The 18,981-nt window shown below is 63.4% G+C and carries 15 protein-coding genes; 9 read left to right on the top strand and 6 right to left on the bottom strand.

Features of this window, described 5'->3' with window-relative positions:
• Positions 1 to 104: 104 nt before the first annotated feature.
• The 5 genes from DFR51_RS12340 (at position 105) to DFR51_RS12320 (ending at position 5,903) form a co-directional block, all read left to right on the top strand.
• The gene (locus DFR51_RS12340; RefSeq protein ID WP_121051501.1) at positions 105 to 1,112 is read left to right on the top strand and encodes a zinc-binding dehydrogenase; all 1,008 of its coding nucleotides are present in this window, start codon (positions 105 to 107) and stop codon (positions 1,110 to 1,112) included.
• Complete coding sequence (locus DFR51_RS12335) at positions 1,109 to 2,617, top strand: class I adenylate-forming enzyme family protein (protein ID WP_121051499.1); 1,509 nt, start codon at positions 1,109 to 1,111, stop codon at positions 2,615 to 2,617. The genes DFR51_RS12340 and DFR51_RS12335 overlap by 4 nt, the downstream gene beginning before the upstream one ends.
• Before the next feature lie 126 nt (positions 2,618 to 2,743).
• Positions 2,744 to 4,351, top strand: a complete 1,608-nt coding sequence (locus DFR51_RS12330) for an amidohydrolase family protein (RefSeq protein WP_121051497.1) — start codon at positions 2,744 to 2,746, stop codon at positions 4,349 to 4,351.
• Positions 4,344 to 4,994 (top strand): VOC family protein, encoded by a 651-nt coding sequence (locus DFR51_RS12325; protein WP_121051495.1) that lies wholly within the window; start codon positions 4,344 to 4,346, stop codon positions 4,992 to 4,994. The genes DFR51_RS12330 and DFR51_RS12325 overlap by 8 nt, the downstream gene beginning before the upstream one ends.
• A gap of 15 nt (positions 4,995 to 5,009) precedes the next feature.
• Positions 5,010 to 5,903, top strand: a complete 894-nt coding sequence (locus tag DFR51_RS12320; protein WP_121051493.1) for an alpha/beta hydrolase — start codon at positions 5,010 to 5,012, stop codon at positions 5,901 to 5,903.
• 21 nt (positions 5,904 to 5,924) lie between these two features.
• On the opposite strand, the gene DFR51_RS12315 is transcribed toward DFR51_RS12320, so the two are convergent.
• Positions 5,925 to 6,398 carry an Lrp/AsnC family transcriptional regulator gene (locus DFR51_RS12315; RefSeq protein ID WP_121051491.1) on the bottom strand — a complete coding sequence of 158 codons (474 nt, stop codon included), beginning with the start codon at positions 6,396 to 6,398 and terminating at the stop codon, positions 5,925 to 5,927.
• Positions 6,399 to 6,471: 73 nt separating this feature from the next.
• Between DFR51_RS12315 and DFR51_RS12310 the strand changes: the two genes are divergently transcribed.
• The 3 genes from DFR51_RS12310 (at position 6,472) to kbl (ending at position 10,364) form a co-directional block, all read left to right on the top strand.
• A complete protein-coding gene (locus DFR51_RS12310) occupies positions 6,472 to 7,947 on the top strand; it encodes an aminotransferase class V-fold PLP-dependent enzyme (RefSeq protein ID WP_121051489.1) in 1,476 nt (491 codons plus the stop codon).
• Positions 7,948 to 8,008: 61 nt separating this feature from the next.
• Positions 8,009 to 9,124 carry an alanine dehydrogenase gene (gene ald, locus DFR51_RS12305; RefSeq protein ID WP_121051487.1) on the top strand — a complete coding sequence of 372 codons (1,116 nt, stop codon included), beginning with the start codon at positions 8,009 to 8,011 and terminating at the stop codon, positions 9,122 to 9,124.
• A 61-nt stretch (positions 9,125 to 9,185) separates the two neighbouring features.
• Positions 9,186 to 10,364, top strand: a complete 1,179-nt coding sequence (kbl, locus tag DFR51_RS12300) for a glycine C-acetyltransferase (RefSeq protein WP_121051485.1) — start codon at positions 9,186 to 9,188, stop codon at positions 10,362 to 10,364.
• A gap of 54 nt (positions 10,365 to 10,418) precedes the next feature.
• On the opposite strand, the gene DFR51_RS12295 is transcribed toward kbl, so the two are convergent.
• Complete coding sequence (locus DFR51_RS12295) at positions 10,419 to 13,892, bottom strand: indolepyruvate ferredoxin oxidoreductase family protein (protein WP_121051483.1); 3,474 nt, start codon at positions 13,890 to 13,892, stop codon at positions 10,419 to 10,421.
• A gap of 117 nt (positions 13,893 to 14,009) precedes the next feature.
• On the opposite strand from DFR51_RS12295, the gene DFR51_RS12290 reads away from it, so the two are divergent.
• Complete coding sequence (locus tag DFR51_RS12290; RefSeq protein ID WP_121051481.1) at positions 14,010 to 14,480, top strand: Lrp/AsnC family transcriptional regulator; 471 nt, start codon at positions 14,010 to 14,012, stop codon at positions 14,478 to 14,480.
• Positions 14,481 to 15,234: 754 nt separating this feature from the next.
• Here DFR51_RS12290 and DFR51_RS12285 read toward each other — a convergent pair.
• From DFR51_RS12285 to DFR51_RS19365, 4 genes are all read right to left on the bottom strand, one after another.
• Positions 15,235 to 16,326 (bottom strand): Fic family protein, encoded by a 1,092-nt coding sequence (locus tag DFR51_RS12285; protein WP_121051479.1) that lies wholly within the window; start codon positions 16,324 to 16,326, stop codon positions 15,235 to 15,237.
• Positions 16,327 to 16,561: 235 nt separating this feature from the next.
• Complete coding sequence (locus DFR51_RS19515) at positions 16,562 to 16,696, bottom strand: hypothetical protein (protein WP_267890705.1); 135 nt, start codon at positions 16,694 to 16,696, stop codon at positions 16,562 to 16,564.
• A gap of 463 nt (positions 16,697 to 17,159) precedes the next feature.
• Positions 17,160 to 18,038, bottom strand: coding sequence for an ArdC family protein (locus DFR51_RS12280; protein WP_121051477.1), 879 nt, complete (start codon positions 18,036 to 18,038; stop codon positions 17,160 to 17,162).
• Positions 18,039 to 18,260: 222 nt separating this feature from the next.
• Positions 18,261 to 18,713: an ATP-binding domain-containing protein gene (locus DFR51_RS19365; RefSeq protein WP_243446566.1), complete on the bottom strand. Its 453-nt coding sequence runs from the start codon at positions 18,711 to 18,713 to the stop codon at positions 18,261 to 18,263.
• Positions 18,714 to 18,981: the final 268 nt, after the last annotated feature.

The following is an 18,981-nucleotide window of genomic DNA, read 5'->3' as shown; positions in this document are numbered from 1 at the left end:
CTGCGTCGTGTGGAGCGCGAGGTCCTCCCCCTCGCAAGGTCAGTAACAGCTTTTAATGAAACGATTTTCCCTTTCTTTTCAATCCCAACATACGGGATGAGACAATGAAAGCAGCGATCACAACCGCCCACGGCGGCCGCGAGACGATCAAGATCGTCGAGGACTGGCCCGATCCGGTTGCGGGTGCGGGGCAGGTTGTGGTCGAAATCGCCGCGTGCGCGGTCAACTTTCATGACATCTTCACCCGCCGCGGGATGCCGGGGATCAAGCTGAAACTGCCGGTGGTGGTCGGTTCGGACATTGCCGGCACGATCAGCGCGGTCGGATCCGGCGTGGAAGGCTGGTCGATCGGTGATCGGGTGCTGATCGATCCGGTGTTGCGCGAAGGCGCTTTCGGCATGATCGGCGAGACGGTGGACGGCGGCCGCGCGAGCCATATTGCCGTCGGCACGGCGCAGCTGGTTGCGATCCCGGACGGTGTGACGCTCGAACAGGCCGCCGCGTTGCCGCTGGCCTATGGCACCGCCTACCGGATGATGATGACGCAAGGGCGGGTTGCCGAAGGCGACAAGGTGCTGGTGCTCGGCGCTTCGGGCGGCGTGGGCGCGGCCTGCGTGCAGCTTGCCAAGATGGTAGGGGCGGAGGTGATCGCCTGCGCCAGCAGCGACAGCAAGCTCGCGCGGCTCAAGGATTTCGGCGCCGACCACGGGATCAACTACGCCACCGGCACCATCCTCGACGGAGTCAAGGCGATCTACGGCAAGCCGCGCGTGACCGGCGGCGGCGGGGTTGACCTGGCGGTGAACTTCACCGGCGGCGACACCATGAAGGAGACTCAGCGCTGCGTCACTTTGGGCGGTCGCATCGTCAGTTGCGGGGCGACGGCGGGCTACGACGTCGGCATCGACATGCGTTACCTGTGGTCTTTCGAACACCACATGATCGGGTCGGACGGATGGGCGCAGAGCGACCTCGTCGCGCTGCTCGATCTGATCGCCGCAGGCAAACTCGATCCGATCATCGACCGTGTCTTCCCGCTCGAAGAGACCGCCGAGGCCGAACGGCTGCTGGAGGACCGCGAAGTGGTCGGCAAGGTGCTGATCCGGCCGTGAGCGAGCGGTTCGCCAGTGGCAATCTGGGCGACATCATCCGCATCGCGGACGTCGCCACAGACGGCGCCTATGTCGACATGGCGAGCGAACCGCCTGCTGGAAGGGTGGCGGCGCTGCCCGAACTGGCTACAGCCGTGGCTGCGCTGGCGGGCGGGTTCGCGGGGCGCTTTGCCCGGGGCACGCGCGTCGCCATTCTTGCGCGCAACGGGCTTGCGTTCACGCAATCCTATCTGGCGCTGATGCAGGCGGGGCTGGTGGCCGTGCCGCTCAGTTGGCGGATGCCGGCGGACACCATCGCCTTTATGCTTAGCGATGCGGCCTGCAAGGCTGTGCTGTGCGACGCGGAGTTTGCGCATCTGCTCCCCGATGGCCTGCCGCGCATCGACCTCGCCGGTGACGACTTTGCCGCCCTGGGCCGCGCTGCGCCGATCGCGCCGGTCGTGCCCGAGGCTGGCGAGGAATGCGAGATCCTCTACACGTCCGGATCGACAGGACGGCCCAAGGGCGTCGCGCTCGACCATCACGGGCAGATGTGGGCCTTGAAGCGGTTCTTGGCGGCGAGCGGCGATGCGATGGAGCGCACCATCATTGTTGCCCCGGCCTATCACATGAACGGGCTGTTCTTCACCACCGTCGCGCTGGCGCTGGGGTGGCGGGCATACTCGCTGCCGGGCTTCGATCCCCGCGGCTTCCTCGAACTGGCCGCGCAGGAACGCTGCACCATGCTGAGCGGCATCCCCACCATGTTCGCGATGATGGCGCGTGAGAGCGACCTGATCGAACGGCTCGACTTCTCCAGCGTTAAGAGCGTGCTGATCGGCTCCGCCCCCCTCACGCAGCCGCTGATCGTGCGGGTCAAGGACATCTTCCCGCACGCCGAGGTTCGCAACAGCTATGGCACGACCGAGTGCGGACCGGCAATGTTCGGCCCGCATCCCGGCGGGTTGCCGCGTCCGCCGCTGGCGCTCGGCTTTCCCTATCCCGATGTCGAATGGCGGCTGGAGGACGGGAGCGAAAGCGAAGGTCGGCTCGTGACCCGCACGCCCGCCGTCTTCGCGCGCTATCTCAATCTTCCCGATGTGACGGCCAGCCGCCTGAGTGATGGCTGGTACGACACCGGCGACATCGTGCGCCGCGACAGTGACGGCTTCTTCCACTTCGTCGGGCGGGCCGACGACATGTTCGTGTGCGGCGGCGAGAACATCTATCCCGGCGAGGTCGAGAAGCTGATCGAGCGGCACCCTGCGGTGTTGCAGGCAGCGGTCCTGCCTGCGTCCGATCCGATCAAGGGCGCAATCCCGATCGCCTTCGTCGTCGCGGCCGAAGGCGCGCAGTGCGATCCCGAGGACGTTAAGCGCTTCACCCTCGAACACGGCCCAGCCTATGCCCACCCCCGCGCCGTGGTGCTGCTGGATGCGCTCCCGGTGGGCGGAACCCACAAGGTTGATCGCAAGGCATTGGAGCCACTCGCCGAGAATGCGGCGCGCAAGCTCGGTAGGGGATAGGCCCGCGCTGGCGGCAACTGTCGCGGCAGGCGTGGCACTTATGCAATCGGACGTTTCTGAACAGTCTCCCTTGCGGGAGTGGCAGCAACTGGCAGCATCCGCTCTTTGGTCTGAGAGGAAGGTCGCATGGCGCACAATTGCGGGCAAACGGAGCACCACCACCACCACCGCGACCGTCCCGGTGCGTGCTGCCCGTTCCATGCCACGGTCGGCATGGCAGTGCCTTCTGCGGGCGGGGATGACAGCGCGGAGCCGGTTTCGTTGCTGGACATGACGCCCAAGGAAACGAGCGGCCATTGCTCCGCCGACCGTTCGCCTACCGCCGGGCTGTTCGAGCCGGTCGGCGACGGGCAGGCGGTCGTCTTCCGCAACGCCCGCGTGCTGACGATGCGTGATGGCGCGGTGCTCGATCATCATGATGTGCTGGTGCGCGATAGGCTGATAGCCGGTGTCGCGCCGACCGGATCGCCGTTGCCCGAAGGGGCGCGGGTGGTCGATTGCACCGGGAAGACCCTGATGCCGGGCTTCAGCGAGATTCACGCGCATATCTTCACCGTCAATTGGGCGCAGGCTTACGCGCCGATGGTGGATAATGGAGGCGATTGCAGCGCCTATGTGCTGCCCTATGACCTGATGCTGTTCCAGCTTCTGGCGAACGGCATCACGCGCGTGGAAATCATGGCCGGGTGCCCCGAAACCTTGTGGATGCGCGATAGCGTGCGGTCGGGCACCCTTGTCGGCCCGCGCTTCAGCGTCGGCAGCCCGCTGGTCGATGGCGCGCCGCTGATGCATTCGCCGCTGATGAGCTTTGTCGTCGGCGACCGCGCCGGAGGCGAACGTGCAGGCGATATCATTGCCGAAATGGGGTACGACTTCGCCAAGCCCTACAGCCGCCTTCCCGCCGAAGGTTATCACGGGTTGATGGATGCGCTCGATCGGCACGGGATCCGAGCGATGGGCCACGTCCCCGAAAAGGTCGGGATTCCGGCTGCGGTGGCGCGCGGCCAGGGCGGAATCGCCCACGCGGCCGAACTGTTCTACAATGAGACCGGCCCCGAACGCGCCAGCGAGCAGCGCATGGCGCGGCTCGCCGCCATCATGGCGGAGGCGGGGACATGGCTGCAAGCGACACTAGTGGTGGTTCAGCGAACTGCTGACGAATTCGCCAACCTCGATCGCAGCCATCCCGACATCGCCTACATGAACCCGCTCCAGCGCGCGCTGTGGGCCGAGGACAGCCCGTTATTCATGTCGATCAAGGGCAGCCCGAACATGGACCAGTATTTCTCGCGAGCCTATGAACTCGGCTGTGTGGCCACACGGCTTGCCCATCAGGCTGGCGTCCGCGTGCTGACGGGCACCGACTTCCCCAATCCCTTCGTGATCGAGGGCTTTGCGCTCCACGACGAGTTCCACATGCTGGTCGAGGGAGCCGGGATGACGCGCGGCGAGGTTCTGTTTGCCACCACCCGTCAGGCGGCAATCTATCACGGCGGCCACTCGGCAGACGGGATGGTTGCCAAGGGCGGCATCGCCGATCTCGTGGTGCTCGACACCGATCCGCTCGCCGACATCACGGCCACGCGGCAGATCGACACGGTTCTCGTTGATGGTCGCAGCCTGTTGAGCCGTGCGGCCATCGAAGAAGGCCTGACGAGAATTCGGCAGCGTTACGCGGCAATGCCGCCCGCCAATGTCGTGATGCCCGGTGCAGGAGAACACTCCGATGGGTGAGGGCCCGACATTGCGGCTCGATCATGTGCTGCTGTTCGCACCGACGCTTGATCAGGCGATGACCCGTTTTGGCATCCTCACCGGAGTGGAGGCGCAGATGGGCGGCGCGCATCCCGATCATGGCTCGGTCAACGCTTTGGTATCGATGGGCACGTCCTATATCGAACTGATCGCGCGGGCAGACAGGCGCGGCACTCGCGGCGGAATCGAAGTGATCGATTACGCATTGCAATGCGCCGATATCGAGGCGGTCGCCGCGCAGGGGGACGCGCTCGGGCTGGAGGTGCGCTGGATGGACGGACAGCGCCTGACCGCCAACGGCACCCTGCTGCGCTGGCGCTCGTTCATGTTCGAAGGACACGACTTTGCTGGATTGGTGCCGTTCTTCATCGATTGGGGTGCGACGCCGCATCCTTCGGCCACATCGCCGGGTGGAGTCTCGAGCCCGCACCTCACAGCGTTCCATCCGGACGCGGAGAGGCTCGCGTTGCTCTATCGCCAGTTTGGTATCGAGGTGCCGGTGATCGCCCAGCCAGAGCCGGGGCTGCGGCTCGATGTCGCGACCCCAAAAGGCGTGGTGTCCTTCGGCGGCGATGCCCGCGGCTGGCGCGCTGCACTGGCAGCTGATTCTCACATTCACTGAGCAAGGACAGGTTCGATGAAGATCCTCACGGATGAACCGAGCAACACCATTCCGAACACCCGCATCTGGACGGTCCAGCCCAGTGGGATTGAAAGTCCCTTTCTGGTCACGATCACGAGCCCTAAGGGCGACGCGCCGGAAAGCGGCTGGAACGGTGTCGTCGCAACCGATGGCAACATGTCGGCGGGCAGTGTGGTTCAGGTGGTCGGCTATCCGGCGATGGAGGGCGGCCTTCCGCCCGCGGTGGTCGTTACCATCGGCTATCTGCTCGATTGGCCGATGCAGCCAGGTTTGGCTCGCAATCAGGACCTGACCTATCTTCCTTGGCCGGAATGGGACGAACCTTACGGCCAGATCTGGGGAGAAGCCCCGCCGCCCTCGGGCGAAGCAGATCTTTTTCTGTCTTTCATCAACGACGAATTGAAACCTGCGATCGAGCAGCAATTTTCTGTAAATCGGTCGGAATGGACGCTGTTGGGCCATTCGCTCGGTGGTCTGTTCGCGACCCACGCCCTTCTCAGTGATCCGGGGCGGTTCCGGCGGTATCTTGCGGTCGGATCGTCGTATTGGTGGAAGCGGTCTCATATCTTCAGCCGAGCCGAGAAGTTCGGAAGCGAAACCGATCCGATTGATGCACGCATTTACATCGCTGCAGGCGGGCTCGAAACGGCCGAAGCGTTCAAGCAGCAATGGGCCGGCTACATGGAACAAGAGGTCTGGCGCCATTACATCGATGTCATGGGCGGCTATATCGATATCGTCGCCGACAGCGCGAAGATGGCAGACATGCTGGCAAAGCGACCCGGCATTTCCGCGACCTACGAGACGATCCCCGAAGAAACACACGGAACCGCGGTGCTTCCCGCTTATGTGCGGGGACTTCGGTGGCTGCACGCCAATGCGGAATAGGGCTGACCTTCGCGAAAAGGTTTACACCAGTTGCACCGGCCTTGCGGCGATCATTTCCTCCATAACGAAATGCCCCGTCACCACCGACAGATCGAACCCGTCGACCAGTTGCTGGTAGAACCTGTCGTAACCCCGGATCCCTTGAGTGACGACCTTGACGAGATAATCCCACTCGCCGCCGATGCGGTAGAGATCGACCACGCCGGGGATGCGGCTGACGTGGTCTTTGAAAGCGATGGCCCAATCTTTGGAATGATGCGGGGTCTTGATCATCACGATGACCACCAGATCAAGCCCCAGCCGCGCCAGATCGACCTCCGCCCGCTCGCCGCGCAGCACGCCTTCGGACTGCAACCGCTGGAGCCTGCGCCAACAGGCGTTCTGCGACAGGCCGACCGTTTCGGCGAGCGCGCGCTGGCTGAGGGAAGCGTCGGTCTGGAGCGCCATCAGGATCTTGCGATCAATCCGGTCGATTTCGAAAGGTTGTGTGGTCATATGATCGGCCTCTTACGCGAATAGGCTGAAAATCGGTAATGAAATCCCGCGCTGACTAGAGGAAACAGTGTGCATGACAAACGCACTCCCCTGCTCCGACGCGGACGAGGCTCAGGCCCTGTTTCATGACTTTCGCGCCGATATCCGCGCCAAGCTGGCGCAGGGCACGCTGGCGCAGTCGATCATCGGCAAGGGAAGGGTGATCAACGGCCCCGTCGGACCGCAGCCGCTGCTTTATGCCGATTACGCAGCATCGGGCCGGGCGCTTCGCGAGATCGAGGAGTTTGTGCTCGAACACGTCCTGCCGGTCTATGCCAACCCGCACACGCAGGCGTCGTGGTGCGGGCGCTCGATCAACGCTTTGCGCCGGGTGGCACGCGCCGAGGTTGCGAAGTTCTGCGGCGCGGGAGCAGACGATGCGGTGATCTTCGCCGGATCGGGGGCGACGGCGGGCCTGCAGAAGCTCGTGCGCCTGTTCGGGGTCGATCAGCGCGGGCCGTCGGGGGAGCGGGCGCTGGTCCTGCTCGGCCCCTATGAGCATCATTCCAACCTGCTGCCATGGCGCGAAAGCGGCGCGGAGGTGATCGAGCTGCCCGAAGATTCAGCGGGCGGGCCGGACCGTGTGGCGCTTGCCGCGCATCTCGAACGCGGCGCGGATCGCCGGATCGTCGCCGCTTTCTCAGCCGGGTCGAATGTGACGGGTGCGCTGACCGAGATCGCCGACGTCTCGCGCATGGTGCAGGCGGCGGGCGGCAAGGTGATCTGGGACTATGCCGGGGCGGCCTCGTACATCACGATGCAGATGCAGCCTGCACCTGACGTGCATGTCGATGCACTGGTATTCTCACCGCACAAGTTCGTCGGCGGGCCGGCATCATCGGGCGTGCTGGTGTTGCGGCGCGATGCGGAGGTGCTGGACAAGCCCTCGGCCCCCGGCGGCGGCACGGTCAGCTTCGTCTCGCCCGGCGGGCATGATTACCTCGCCGATCTCGCCGCGCGCGAGGAAGCGGGCACGCCCAACGTCATCGGCGATATCCGCACCGCGCTGGCGTGCATCGTGCGTGCGGAGATGTCCGAGGCTGGGCTGGATACCCGCGCCGCTTCGATGTGCCGTGAAGCCCTAGACCGCTGGCGCGCTAACTCGCGGATCGAGGTGCTGGGCCGCGACATGGACGAACACCTGCCGATCGTCTCGTTCCGGATGCGCGACGGCGAGGGCAAGCTGGTCCACCACCAGCTTGTCACCCGCATCATGAGCGACTGCTTCGGCATCCAGGCGCGTGGCGGCTGTGCCTGCGCTGGCCCCTATGTCCACCGCCTGCTCGCTATCGACGAGGCGCAATCGCAGGCAATTCATCAGGCGATCCGGCATGGTGCGGAGCTCGACAAGCCCGGCTTCGTGCGCGTCAATTTCTCACCGCTGATGGATGATGCGGAGCTTGAGACCCTGATCGCCTGTGTCGAACAGGTGGCCGAGGACAGCGAAAGCCTCGCCCGTCATTTCACCGCCAACCCGGCCACCGCCGTCTTCGAGCCTGTCGCTGCCTGAACCGACCGCGCCTCCCGATCAAGAACTGCATTCCTCCAGCCCGACAAGGACGACAAAGCCCATGCGTATCGGATGCCCTGCCGAGATCAAGAACCACGAATATCGCGTCGGTCTGACCCCCGAAAGCGCATGCGAACTGGTCATGCGCGGGCATGAGGTGTGGATCGAAAGCGGCGCCGGGGCGGGGATCGACGCCACCGACGAGCAATACCGCGAAGCGGGTGCGCATATCGTGGACGGGCCGGAGGCGATCTTCGCCGAATGCGAGATGGTGGTGAAGGTCAAGGAACCGCAGGCCGCCGAACGCCCGCGGCTGCGCGAAGGGCAGATCCTCTACACCTACCTCCACCTCGCCCCCGATCCTGATCAGACCGCCGACCTGCTTGCATCGGGCGTGACCGCGATCGCCTATGAAACCGTGACCGGCCCGGGGCGCACCCTGCCGCTGCTCAAACCCATGAGCCAGGTTGCAGGCCGGATGAGCGTGCAGGCCGGGGCCAGCGCGCTCGAAAAGGCGCATGGCGGGCGCGGCGTGCTGCTGGGCGGAGTGCCCGGCGTTATGCCAGGCAAGGTGGTGATCATTGGCGGCGGCGTGGTGGGCTTCAATGCCGCGCAGATGGCCTGCGGGCTGGGCGCTGACGTCACCATCCTCGACCGTGATCCCGAAGTGCTCGAACGGGTCGGAACCCACTTCGAAAGCCGCGCCAAGACGCGCTTTTCTAACAGCGCCAATCTGCACGATGCGGTGAGCGGCGCCGATCTGGTCATCGGCGCTGTGCTGATACCCGGAGCCGCCGCGCCGCGTCTCGTCACGCGCGCGATGCTGGGCGACATGCAGGCCGGTGCGGTGCTGGTGGATGTAGCGATCGACCAGGGGGGATGCTTCGAAACGAGCCGTCCGACGACCCATGCCGAGCCCACCTATGTGGTCGATGACATCGTGCATTACTGCGTCGCCAATATGCCCGGCGCGGTCGCGCGCACCAGCACCTATGCGCTCAACAACGTCACCCTGCCGCATGCTCTCAGGATCGCAGACATGGGATGGGAGGCCGCGCTGGCCGCCGATCCGCACCTTGCCGCAGGACTAAACGTCCACGCCGGCAAGGTAACCCATCCTGCCGTCGCCGAAGCGCTCGGCCATGTCTACGTGCCGGCCAGCGACGTGCTTGTGTGATCTTCGCCGCAAGGTACAGCCAAGCAAATACGCGATAGCGCAGAAGAGAAAGTGATACGCGATGTCTGGTGATTTCCGGGCGCATCTGCAGGCAGAACTCGACGCGATCGAGGCGCAGAACCTGACCAAGAACGAACGCCACATCGCCTCGCAGCAGGACGCCCGGGTCGAGGTGAATGGGCGATCGCTCATCAACCTGTGCGCCAACAACTATCTCGGCCTTGCCAACAATCCAGATGTACTGGCGGCCGCGCGCGATGCCCTCGACCAGCGCGGCTTTGGCATGGCGTCGGTGCGCTTCATCTGCGGGACACAGGACATCCATAAGCAGCTCGAAGCCGATCTGTCTGATTTCCTGGAGATGGAAGACACCATCCTTTACCCGTCATGCTTCGATGCCAATGGCGGCCTGTTTGAGACCCTGTTGGGGCCGGAGGATGCGGTGATCTCGGACGAACTCAACCACGCCAGCATCATCGATGGCATCCGCCTTTCAAAGGCGCAGCGCTATCGTTACCGCAACAATGACATGGCCGACCTCGAAGTACAGTTGCAGGCGGCCGAGGCGGCAGGAGCTCGCTTCAAGCTGATCACGACCGATGGTGTGTTCTCGATGGATGGCCACATCGCGCGGCTCGATGAAATCTGCGATCTTGCCGAGAAATACGGCGCGCTTGTCCACTTTGACGATTGCCATGCGACGGGATTTCTCGGGGCGACCGGGCGCGGGACGCACGAATATCGCGGCTGCATGGACCGGGTGGACATCACCACCGGCACGCTCGGCAAGGCGTTGGGCGGCGCCAGCGGCGGGTATACTTCGGCGCGGAGGGAGGTGGTGGCGCTGCTGCGCCAGCGTTCGCGCCCCTATCTGTTCTCGAACACTCTTGCCCCGCCGGTCGTAGCGGGCGGGATCAAGGCACTGGAACTGGTGCGCCGCGGCGATGCGCGCGAGCGGCTGATGCGCAACACCGCGCGCTTTCGCCAGGGCCTTGATGCGCTCGGCTTCGACCTCATTGCGGGCGAGCACCCGATTATCCCGATCATGTTCCACGATGCGGAGAAGGCCCAGCGCTTCGCCGCGGCAGCGGTGGAGGAAGGCGTCTATGTCACCGCCTTTTCGTTCCCCGTCGTACCCCGCGGCAAGGCAAGGATCCGTACCCAAATGTCCTCAGCCCTGAGCGAGGGGGATGTCGACGAGGCGCTGAAGGCGTTCGAACGGATTGCCGCGCGATTTTAGCGGACCAGACGCGGCCGACCAGACTGAAACAGCGCCAACTCTGCGTCATGGTTGTCAAGCGGCATGTCTGATCGACGTGTCCGAGCTTGAAGCGAGGATGGCGGCGCGTTCGGCGAGATAGGCGGCGATCGCCTGTTCCTTGACCGGACCAAAGCCGCGGATCATCTCGGGCAGACGGGCGAGAGCGATCGCGTGGTCCGCCTCGCCCCTCCGCAGGGCTGCGCACAGGTCCGCGAGGCTGGCGAGGTATTGGTCCCTGATCGCCCGCTCCGTCCGTCGCTCGGCGGTATGGCCGAACGGATCGAGCATTGTTCCTCGCAACCGCTTGCCCTTTGCGAGAAAGGCAAAAACGGTGAACACCCACGGGCCGAACTTGCGCTTTCTGGGGCGCCCGGTCGCAGGATCGACCGGTGACAGGAGCGGCGGCGCGAGCCAGACCGAAATCTTGCCCGTCTGGGCGAACTGCCCGGAGAGGGCATTGTGAAAGGCGGGGTCGGCGTAAAGCCGTGCCACTTCATATTCGTCCTTGTATGCCATGAGACGGTAGGCATTGTTGGCGATGGCACGAAGGAACGTATCTCCGGTCTCGCCATGATCGGCTGCCGCCGCCTGCACCGCTGCGATCGCCTCCCGATATTTTCGAGCATAGGTCGCGTCCTGATAGGACGCCAGCTCGCCAGCATAGCGTTCGATCATCGTCGGCGTTGGTTCCGGCGGCAATGGGGCGGTCAACACACCAGCGATTTGCGCCACCCGGTCCGGGTCGGTCGCGGCAAGGCGGCCCCATTGCAACGCGCGAAGGTTGAGGGTCACGGCGGCACCGTTGGCCTCAATCGCGCTCCGGAGGGCGTCGATCGACACCGGCAACAGCCCATTTTGCCATGCATAGCCAAGCATTAGAGTGTTGGCCGCGACATTGTTGCCAAACAGACCTTCGGCTAGCCTGGTCGCATCAAGGAAAATCGCTCGGTCCCCCGTGGCCTTGGCCACAGCTTTCTCCATGGCGGCGGCCGGCAACAAGGCGTCGCGGTCGCTGACCACGGCAGCAGTCGGCACGGCCTCGCGGTTGATTACTGCGCGTGCCCGGTGAGAGTTGAGCTTTTCGAGCGAGTCAGACGATGCAGCCACGACAAGGTCGGTGCCCAGCAGCAGGTCCGTCTGCCCCGCACCGATACGCGCGGCATGAAGGGGCCGACCCTCCGGCGATATGCGCACCTGGCTGACAACGGCTCCGTTCTTTTGCGCAAGGCCTGTGAAGTCGAGGACTGTCGAGTTGAGCCCGTCAAGATGGGCCGCGACCCCCAGCAAAGCGCCGACCGTCAGCACCCCGAGCCCGCCAATCCCGGCGACATAGATATTGTACTCGTCTGCTGGAGCAGTGATAGGGACTTCAGGCAAGCCGGGAATCAGGTCCTGTTCAAGTGTTGTCAGCCGGTCCGCGTCAGGCTGGCGCAAAACCGGAGCCGCGACATCGACAAAGCTCGGGCAGAAACCTTTGACGCAAGAGAAATCCTTGTTGCAGCTTGACTGGTTGATGCCCCGCTTGCGGCCATCGGGCGTCTCCAGCGGCTCGATTGAAATGCAGTTGGACTGGACCGAACAGTCCCCGCAGCCCTCGCAGACGCGGGGATTGATGAACAGGCGGCGATCCGGATCGGGAAACGTGCCCTGCTTTCTGCGCCGCCGCTTTTCGGCCGCGCAGGTCTGTTCATAGACAATCGCGGTGACGCCCGGAACTTCGCGCAGGTGCCGCTGGACGGTGTCAAGCTTCTCGCGACCGCAGACCTTTACGCCCGCGGCAAGGGTCGGATTGCCGGCCCACTTGCCCGGCTCGTCGCTGATCAGATGGATTGCTTTGACGCCTTCGGCAGCAAGCTGCCGGGTAATCGCGGCAGGATCGAGAGATCCCTCGGCCGGTTGCCCGCCTGTCATCGCCACCGCATCGTTGTAAAGGATTTTGAAGGTTATGTTGGTCCCCAGCGCCACGGCAGCGCGGATCGCCAGCAGACCGCTGTGCTGATAGGTTCCATCCCCCAGGTTCTGGAAGACGTGAGGTGTCCGTGAAAAGGGCGCGGCGCCCACCCATTGCAGTCCTTCGCCGCCCATCTGGCTGAACGTCGTCGTTTTCAGGGCGGGCTGGGACAGGGCCATCACGTGGCAACCGATCCCTCCGCCGCTAATTGAGCCTCCCGGTGTGCGGGTGGAGGTGTTGTGCGGGCAGCCCGAACAGAAGAACGGCGTGCGAGCTGGAAGCTGCGACTCATGTCTGCGTTCGGCTGCGGCCTCCACCGCTGCAAGGCGAGCGGCAATGTCTATTCCTTCATCGCTCGGGCCAAGGCGGTCGGCGATCACGCGGGCGAGCATCAGCGGCGAGAATTCCAGCACCACCGGCAGCAAGCTGCGCCCTTCAGGGTCGGCCTTTCCCGTGACGACAGGGCGTTTGCCTCGGCGGTTGAACAGTGCCGCCTTGATTTGGTTCTCGACGGTCGGCGCCTTCTCCTCCACCACGAGAATTTCCTGCGCCTCGCCCGCAAAGGCGATCAGCGGCTCGCTGGCAAGTGGCCAGCTCATCGCCACCTTGTAGAACGAAAGTCCCAGCGCCTGCGCTTCGGCAGGGCCGATGCCAAGGTTGGTCAGAGCCTGCATAACGTCCTGGTGCGCCTTTCCTACCGTGACGATGCAGAGCGTCTTTCGGGTGCTGGAAAGGATCGGGCGGTCGACCCGGTTGGCCGTCGCCCAACCGACAGCTGCCGGCAGTCGTTCCTCGATGAGTCGGCGCTCCAGTTCGTGGCGCTGTGCCGGCCATTCGATGCGCGGATCCCAGTTGAGCCCGTGCGGCGGAACAAGTTGGTCGGGGGCGATAAAGTCGGGATAGCTTTCCGGAAGGTCGAAGCTGGCGGCACTTTCGACCACTTCCGCGATCGTCTTCATGCCGACCCAAAGGCCGCAGAAGCGCGAAAGAGCAAAACCCGTCAGCCCGAGTGAAAGGATTTCTGCAACGCTCGACGGCTGGAGGACCGGCATGTGAACCGCCTGGAAGATTCCGTCGGTCTGGTGCGGGAACATCGAGGATTGCGCTGCGTGATCGTCCCCGCCTACGGTGAGCACCCCGCCCAACGCAGAGGTGCCGAGCATGTTGGCGTTGCGAAACACATCGCCGGTCCGGTCGACGCCATTGCCCTTGCCATACCATATCCCGAAGACCCCATCGACCGTGGTCGCACCATAGGCCTTGTGCATCTGCGCGCCCCACAAGGCTGTCGCGGCGAGATCTTCATTAAGTCCGGGCTGAAAGGTCACGTCATGCTGCTTGAGCCAGGCTTCGGCCTTCCACAGTTGCTGGTCATAAGCGCCCAGCGGCGAGCCGCGATATCCCGAAACGAGCCCGGCCGTGCCGAGCCCACGCTGACGGTCGAGGCGCCGTTGCATCATCGGCAGACGAACCAGTGCCTGGATGCCGTTCATGAAGACCGGCCCACTTTCGGCGGTGTAGATACTCTCCAGCGTGAATGACCGGGTCTGCCGCATGCGAAATCTCCTCGATCGGCATTGTAGCTCGTTCATCCGTGGAAATATTACCAATCTTTCTCTATTTCTGGCACTTTGTGGATTGTATGATCTGCCAAAGCCGATAAAATTAGTGTGATGAACCAAGTTCCCGATCTCGATCAGTTTGATCGCAAGATACTGCGAGCCCTTGCGGAGGACGGCAGGATCTCATGGCGCGAGCTGGCGGACAGAATCGGCCTGTCGCTGACGCCCACCTTGCGGCGCGTGCGCATGCTCGAGGAGGCCGGCATAATCACAGGCTATCATGCAAGGCTGGATGAAGAGCGGCTGGCCGGCTCGATGGTGGTCTTCATCTCCGTCACGCTCGAACGGCAGGTTCGCGAGGTGCTGGACCGCTTCGAGGATCACGTGGCGAAGTTCCCCGAGGTCATGAGCGGGTTCCTGATGACCGGGGGGGCCGACTATCTTTTACGGGCAGTAGTCCGGGATCTCGCGCATTACAGAGAGCTTCTGGACGCCTTGACCGTGGTGGAAGGGGTCGCACATATTCAGAGCAGTTTCGCCCTCAAGGTGTTCGTTAACAAGCCTACCGCGCTTATGGACTGAAGCCGGACCCGGCTCGCCCCCACGCTCAAACCCGGCGCCATGGCGGAACGGATTCTGAAGGGCATGCGGACAAAAAGAGCTGGGCCGGATGCAAGTTGGCCCGGAGCGCTTTGATCTTGAGGCTACGAACCACACGATTACGCAGACCTTGCGCTTAAGTGGCCGCGACTATCGGGCACAAGACCTCTGGTCGATGGAGCGGCTGTGAAAGAAGCCGTTGCGCAAACGCGCCGAACACAGTTTACATGGACAGTTAAGGTATCGGTATTAACATAATGTGCGTTATCAGCCGAGCTTACAATTATGGGCTGCGTTGCTCTGTTCACCTTCACCTAGACAGCTGCTGCACCGTCAAGAGCGGTAAGCCATCATCATTAGCCAGCACGAGCGGTAATTCAAGATCAGGTCACCCATCGTCCAAACTCCATCCGGCAAAGCCGCAAGCGTCATGCGGCATGCGGCTCTGCCTTCCGGCGAGGATGGGAGGGGGAGGGAAAATCCCAATCGATCCCCTGGCGCGGGCCAAGTGGGCCAGCGGGCGTCCGGCTATGAGAGAGGCAAGAGCGCCTGCGGGTTAGCTCAGGAACACCGCGCCCTCAGGAACATGGCCACCGGCCACACGGGACAGAGCGCGTCCTCCAGAAACTCCCGCTCCGCTTTCACCGCTCCTAATCGTCACCCGGATGGGCCGGGACTACAGGCCCGGTCCGCGCCAGCAGATAGAGCAGGTTGCCCGACAGGGTAGCCGCGAACCCTATTCACTTTCGACAAACAGTCCGACGAGCGGCTGGTTGATGTAGTAATTGTTCCGCCCCGCCTTGTGTTTGACGAGCAGTCCGCCATCGGCCAGCTCCTCAAGATACTTTGTGGCGGTAGGCCGGGACACCCCCAGCTCCGACTGGACGAAGTCGATCCGCGTGTAAGGGTGCCGGAAAAGGTTGTTCAGCAGGTCCTGCGAATAGATTTTCGGGTGCTCGGTGCGCATCCGGTTTTTGGTTTGCGCCATCAGGTACCTGATGCCTTCGACCAGACGGAGTGTCTCGATGGCGGTCTCTTCCACCCCGTTGACGATGTAGAGGATCCACTCCTCCCATTGCCCTGTTTCCCTCACCGATTGGAGGAGCCGGTAATACTCGGGCTTGTTGCGGGTGATGAAGCGGCTGAGATAGAGAATGGGAATGTCCAGCAGCCTGCATCGGGTAAGGTAGAGAACGTTGATGATGCGACCGATACGTCCATTGCCATCGGGAAATGGGTGAATGCTCTCGAACTGGTGATGGATGATCGCCATGGAGGTTAGCGGGTCCAGCTCGGTGTCATCAGCGCCTGCGTTGATGAATGTCTCAAGCGCCGCCATATGGGCTCGAACGAGGTTGGCGTCCTGCGGCGGAACATAGACGACCTCGCCGGTGCCCTCGTTCTTGAGGGCGGTGCCGGGTGTTTCCCTGAAGCCTCCGTCTGAACGCTTGAGGATCTGGAACATCGCGATGAGGATGTTGTTGGTCAGCAACCCGTCGAGCCGCCGCTGCTCCTCGAAGCCATGCCGGAGCGCGTCACGATAGCGTGCCACCTCTTTTGCAGCGGGAGAGCCCGGGATCTCCGGAAATGCGTTCAGTTGGAAGAGTTCGTTCTGGGTTGTGACGATGTTCTCGATTTCCGAGCTGGCCTTTGCTTCCTGAAGCGATAGCGTATCGATCAGAATGCCCTGATTGGGAATTGTCGCCGCACGGCCCTTGAGCTCGGCAAGGTAGCGATGGGCACGAGTCAGGGCCTTGAGCACCTGAGGTGTCTCGATCGCTCCGGGTGGTGGAAGTTCCGGGATGGCGTAGGTGGGTTCAAGGGCCATGGCCGCCTCGTGCAAAGGATTTACCGGAACCTTATCAGGTTCCGATCACGTGTAAAGAAAACCCGATTTTCTTTACACGTCTGTTGAACATGTAAAGACAGCAGCACCATGCTGCCATCGTGCCAGCCAGAAATCCTCTGCGAGACTTGACGCCCGAATCCGACTCTGATTCAAGAGCGAAAGGCCGCCGAGGTTTCCCCCGACGGCCCCCATTCAAGGCTTGAAGGTTGGAACCTTAGTTCTTCGGACCCTTCTTGCCCGTCTTGTAGGTCTCAACGACCGTAGTGGAAGGACGGCGTTGAGCCTCACTTACAGGGATGATGCGGCCAGTGCGCGCATCACGACCCCGCTGGTGGGTGTTCTTGCTCATGGGATTTCTCCTGTGTGAGCGCGAACGGTTGGTCCGTTCCCCCGAAGACGCCGCGTGCGCCTCCCGGGTCAAAGGCTTGACGACGTTCGAAAGTGAGGACCGCAAGTAAGATTCCGTAAACTCAGGCAAATGACGAGTCTGTGGGGCTTTCTGTCCACAGGTGCGGGCTTGCAATCGTGCGAGCAAGTCAATTCACCGACGGCCTTCAGGATAAACAAGTTCCGAGCTGATCTGCAAAGTGGACCCGGGGCTCATACAGCCGCGAGCTCCCCGCATGCCAGGATTGTTGGCCAAACCGAGCGGGCACCTCATGCTGGATAGCCCTTGCCTATCCAGCATTCTTGGCCCCTTTGCTTTGGGGCACTAACGCTGGCGCCACGCAAATGCCAATCTCAGAATGCCAGCGGAATTAGATCAATGCAGTCCAACATACTGGATGGCGACTGCGTCGCGGCTGGAAGATTTACCCCTCCCCCAACCACTCCGCCGCCTTCGCCGCCGCGCTGGCGGCGGTGAAGATCGCCCGGTTGTCTCCCTTGAGCACCTTGAGCCAGCTGGCAAGGTAGCAGGCATGATCCGGACGCGGCGTAACTGACAGGCCAAGGTCGCCGCAAAGGAAGGCTGAGCCAAGCTCGGCGACCAGCTCTTCCATGGCATAGGCCTCGTCACCGAAGCGCTTGCCGAAGGTTCGGGCGAGGCGGTGATCGGCGCCGGTCCAGTGGACCAGCTCGTGAAGCAGGATCGCATACCAGTTCTGCGCAGCGCTGGCCGTGCCGGTGGTGAAGAACCGCTCGCGGTCAGGCATGGTGATCGTGTCGGTGGAAGGCGTGTAGAGGGCACTGTCGCCTTGAATGCGGATGGCAGCCCCGGTCGCGGTGATGAAGGCCTCGACATCAGGGATGGGATCGAAGGCCTCGGCTTCCGGCACCTCGGGCAGCGGGTAGCCCTCGACCTGCGCGATATTGAACACATGCGAGCCTTGGGCGAAGATACGGCCTGCGCCGTCGCGCGCCTCGTCTTCACTGCCCTCGGACTTGTCCAGCACCTTGTAGAACACGATCGGCGAGGCCTTCTCGCCCTTGCGGACCTGCGCGCCCAGCGATTGCCACTGGCGATAGGTTGCCCAGAGTCCATGCCCGAAGTCCTGCGCCTCGGCGCTGGCCCAGAGGGCGAGTACATTGACACCGCGATAGGCCTTGCGGGAGACCGCGTTGACGGGCCGGGTGAGCGGGGCGCTGCTGCGGTGCCAAGGAAGGGTGTAGTCGCCGGTGCCGCGCTCCAGCGCGGCGATGATCTGGTTGGTGATGGTGTCGTAGATGCTGACGGTTGCGGAGCTGGCCATGGTGGTAAATCCTTCGTCCTGTCGTTGGGAACGCGGATGAAGGGACGGGCCGGATGGCCGGGCGGGTCAGCGCAAAGCGCGGACCAGCCAACACGGGAGGGCGAGAGCCCGAATGGAGCGGGCAGGCTGTTGATCCCGCCTGGCACGGGCCGTCACACAGGAGCAGTTCATTCCAATGGCAGGGCGAAGGATGCCATGGTCCGGCATTCACGCATCACACGATCAGCCGAGACCAGCCCCCAGGGATTTCGCTTTCGCGGCTTCCGGCGCACTCACCTCCATGGCAGTCTGCTTCTCGCCCGCGCGCTCATGGATGGCGCGGATCAGCCGCGCCTTGTCGTCGGTGACGACAATGGCTTCGGACTTCGCGCGCGAGAGCGCGACATAGAGCATCTTCTGATCGACCAGATTGGCGGAGCGGCTGTCGGCGTGGATCAGGACGCGTTCGGCGGTCTGGCCCTGCGCGGCATGGGCGGTCTGGACATAGGCATGGCGCAGATGGGCATCGCGGGGATTGGTGAGATCGAGACGCTGCTCGCGGCCATTGGCCAGCGCGATGGTCGCCTGCTGCCGCTCGGGATCGATGCCTGTGACGGTACCGCGCAAGCCATTGATGCGCCCGGCCTCGCGGTCGTTGCGGGTGAACTGCACCCGGTCGCCCGCCTGCAGCTCCATCGACTTGGGTTCGAACACCTCGACCTTGCCCGCGCCCCACTGGCGCAGCCGCCAGTCGATGACTGACCCGTCTGCGGATTTGAGCGATATTGCAGCCTTCTCCCCATCGATACGGTCGACCCGGTAGGCCAACCCTCGCGTCACGCCCTTGTCGGCATAGTCGCGGGCGAAGCGCACAACATCACCGATGGCATAGCTTGCGGTCTGCCGGGTTTCAGCACGGGTGAGACCCTTGGCTTCCAGCGCCTCGAACCGGATGGCTGCCGAC

It is taken from the genome of Sphingosinicella microcystinivorans, from assembly GCF_003634215.1.
GTDB classification, from domain to species: domain Bacteria; phylum Pseudomonadota; class Alphaproteobacteria; order Sphingomonadales; family Sphingomonadaceae; genus Sphingosinicella; species Sphingosinicella microcystinivorans.
This window is presented reverse-complemented; position numbering and strand designations above follow the sequence as displayed.

What these genes read in the sequence shown, in the direction of transcription:
- DFR51_RS12340 (WP_121051501.1), top strand. Translation starts at nt 105, where the DNA reads ATGAAAGCAGCGATCACAACCGCCCACGGCGGCCGCGAGACGATCAAG.
- DFR51_RS12330 (WP_121051497.1), top strand. Translation starts at nt 2,744, where the DNA reads ATGGCGCACAATTGCGGGCAAACGGAGCACCACCACCACCACCGCGAC.
- DFR51_RS12325 (WP_121051495.1), top strand. Translation starts at nt 4,344, where the DNA reads ATGGGTGAGGGCCCGACATTGCGGCTCGATCATGTGCTGCTGTTCGCA.
- DFR51_RS12320 (WP_121051493.1), top strand. Translation starts at nt 5,010, where the DNA reads ATGAAGATCCTCACGGATGAACCGAGCAACACCATTCCGAACACCCGC.
- DFR51_RS12315 (WP_121051491.1), bottom strand. Translation starts at nt 6,398, where the DNA reads ATGACCACACAACCTTTCGAAATCGACCGGATTGATCGCAAGATCCTG.
- DFR51_RS12310 (WP_121051489.1), top strand. Translation starts at nt 6,472, where the DNA reads ATGACAAACGCACTCCCCTGCTCCGACGCGGACGAGGCTCAGGCCCTG.
- ald (WP_121051487.1), top strand. Translation starts at nt 8,009, where the DNA reads ATGCGTATCGGATGCCCTGCCGAGATCAAGAACCACGAATATCGCGTC.
- kbl (WP_121051485.1), top strand. Translation starts at nt 9,186, where the DNA reads ATGTCTGGTGATTTCCGGGCGCATCTGCAGGCAGAACTCGACGCGATC.
- DFR51_RS12295 (WP_121051483.1), bottom strand. Translation starts at nt 13,892, where the DNA reads ATGCGGCAGACCCGGTCATTCACGCTGGAGAGTATCTACACCGCCGAA.
- DFR51_RS12290 (WP_121051481.1), top strand. Translation starts at nt 14,010, where the DNA reads ATGAACCAAGTTCCCGATCTCGATCAGTTTGATCGCAAGATACTGCGA.
- DFR51_RS12285 (WP_121051479.1), bottom strand. Translation starts at nt 16,326, where the DNA reads ATGGCCCTTGAACCCACCTACGCCATCCCGGAACTTCCACCACCCGGA.
- DFR51_RS19515 (WP_267890705.1), bottom strand. Translation starts at nt 16,696, where the DNA reads ATGAGCAAGAACACCCACCAGCGGGGTCGTGATGCGCGCACTGGCCGC.
- DFR51_RS12280 (WP_121051477.1), bottom strand. Translation starts at nt 18,038, where the DNA reads ATGGCCAGCTCCGCAACCGTCAGCATCTACGACACCATCACCAACCAG.
- DFR51_RS19365 (WP_243446566.1), bottom strand. Translation starts at nt 18,713, where the DNA reads ATGGAGCTGCAGGCGGGCGACCGGGTGCAGTTCACCCGCAACGACCGC.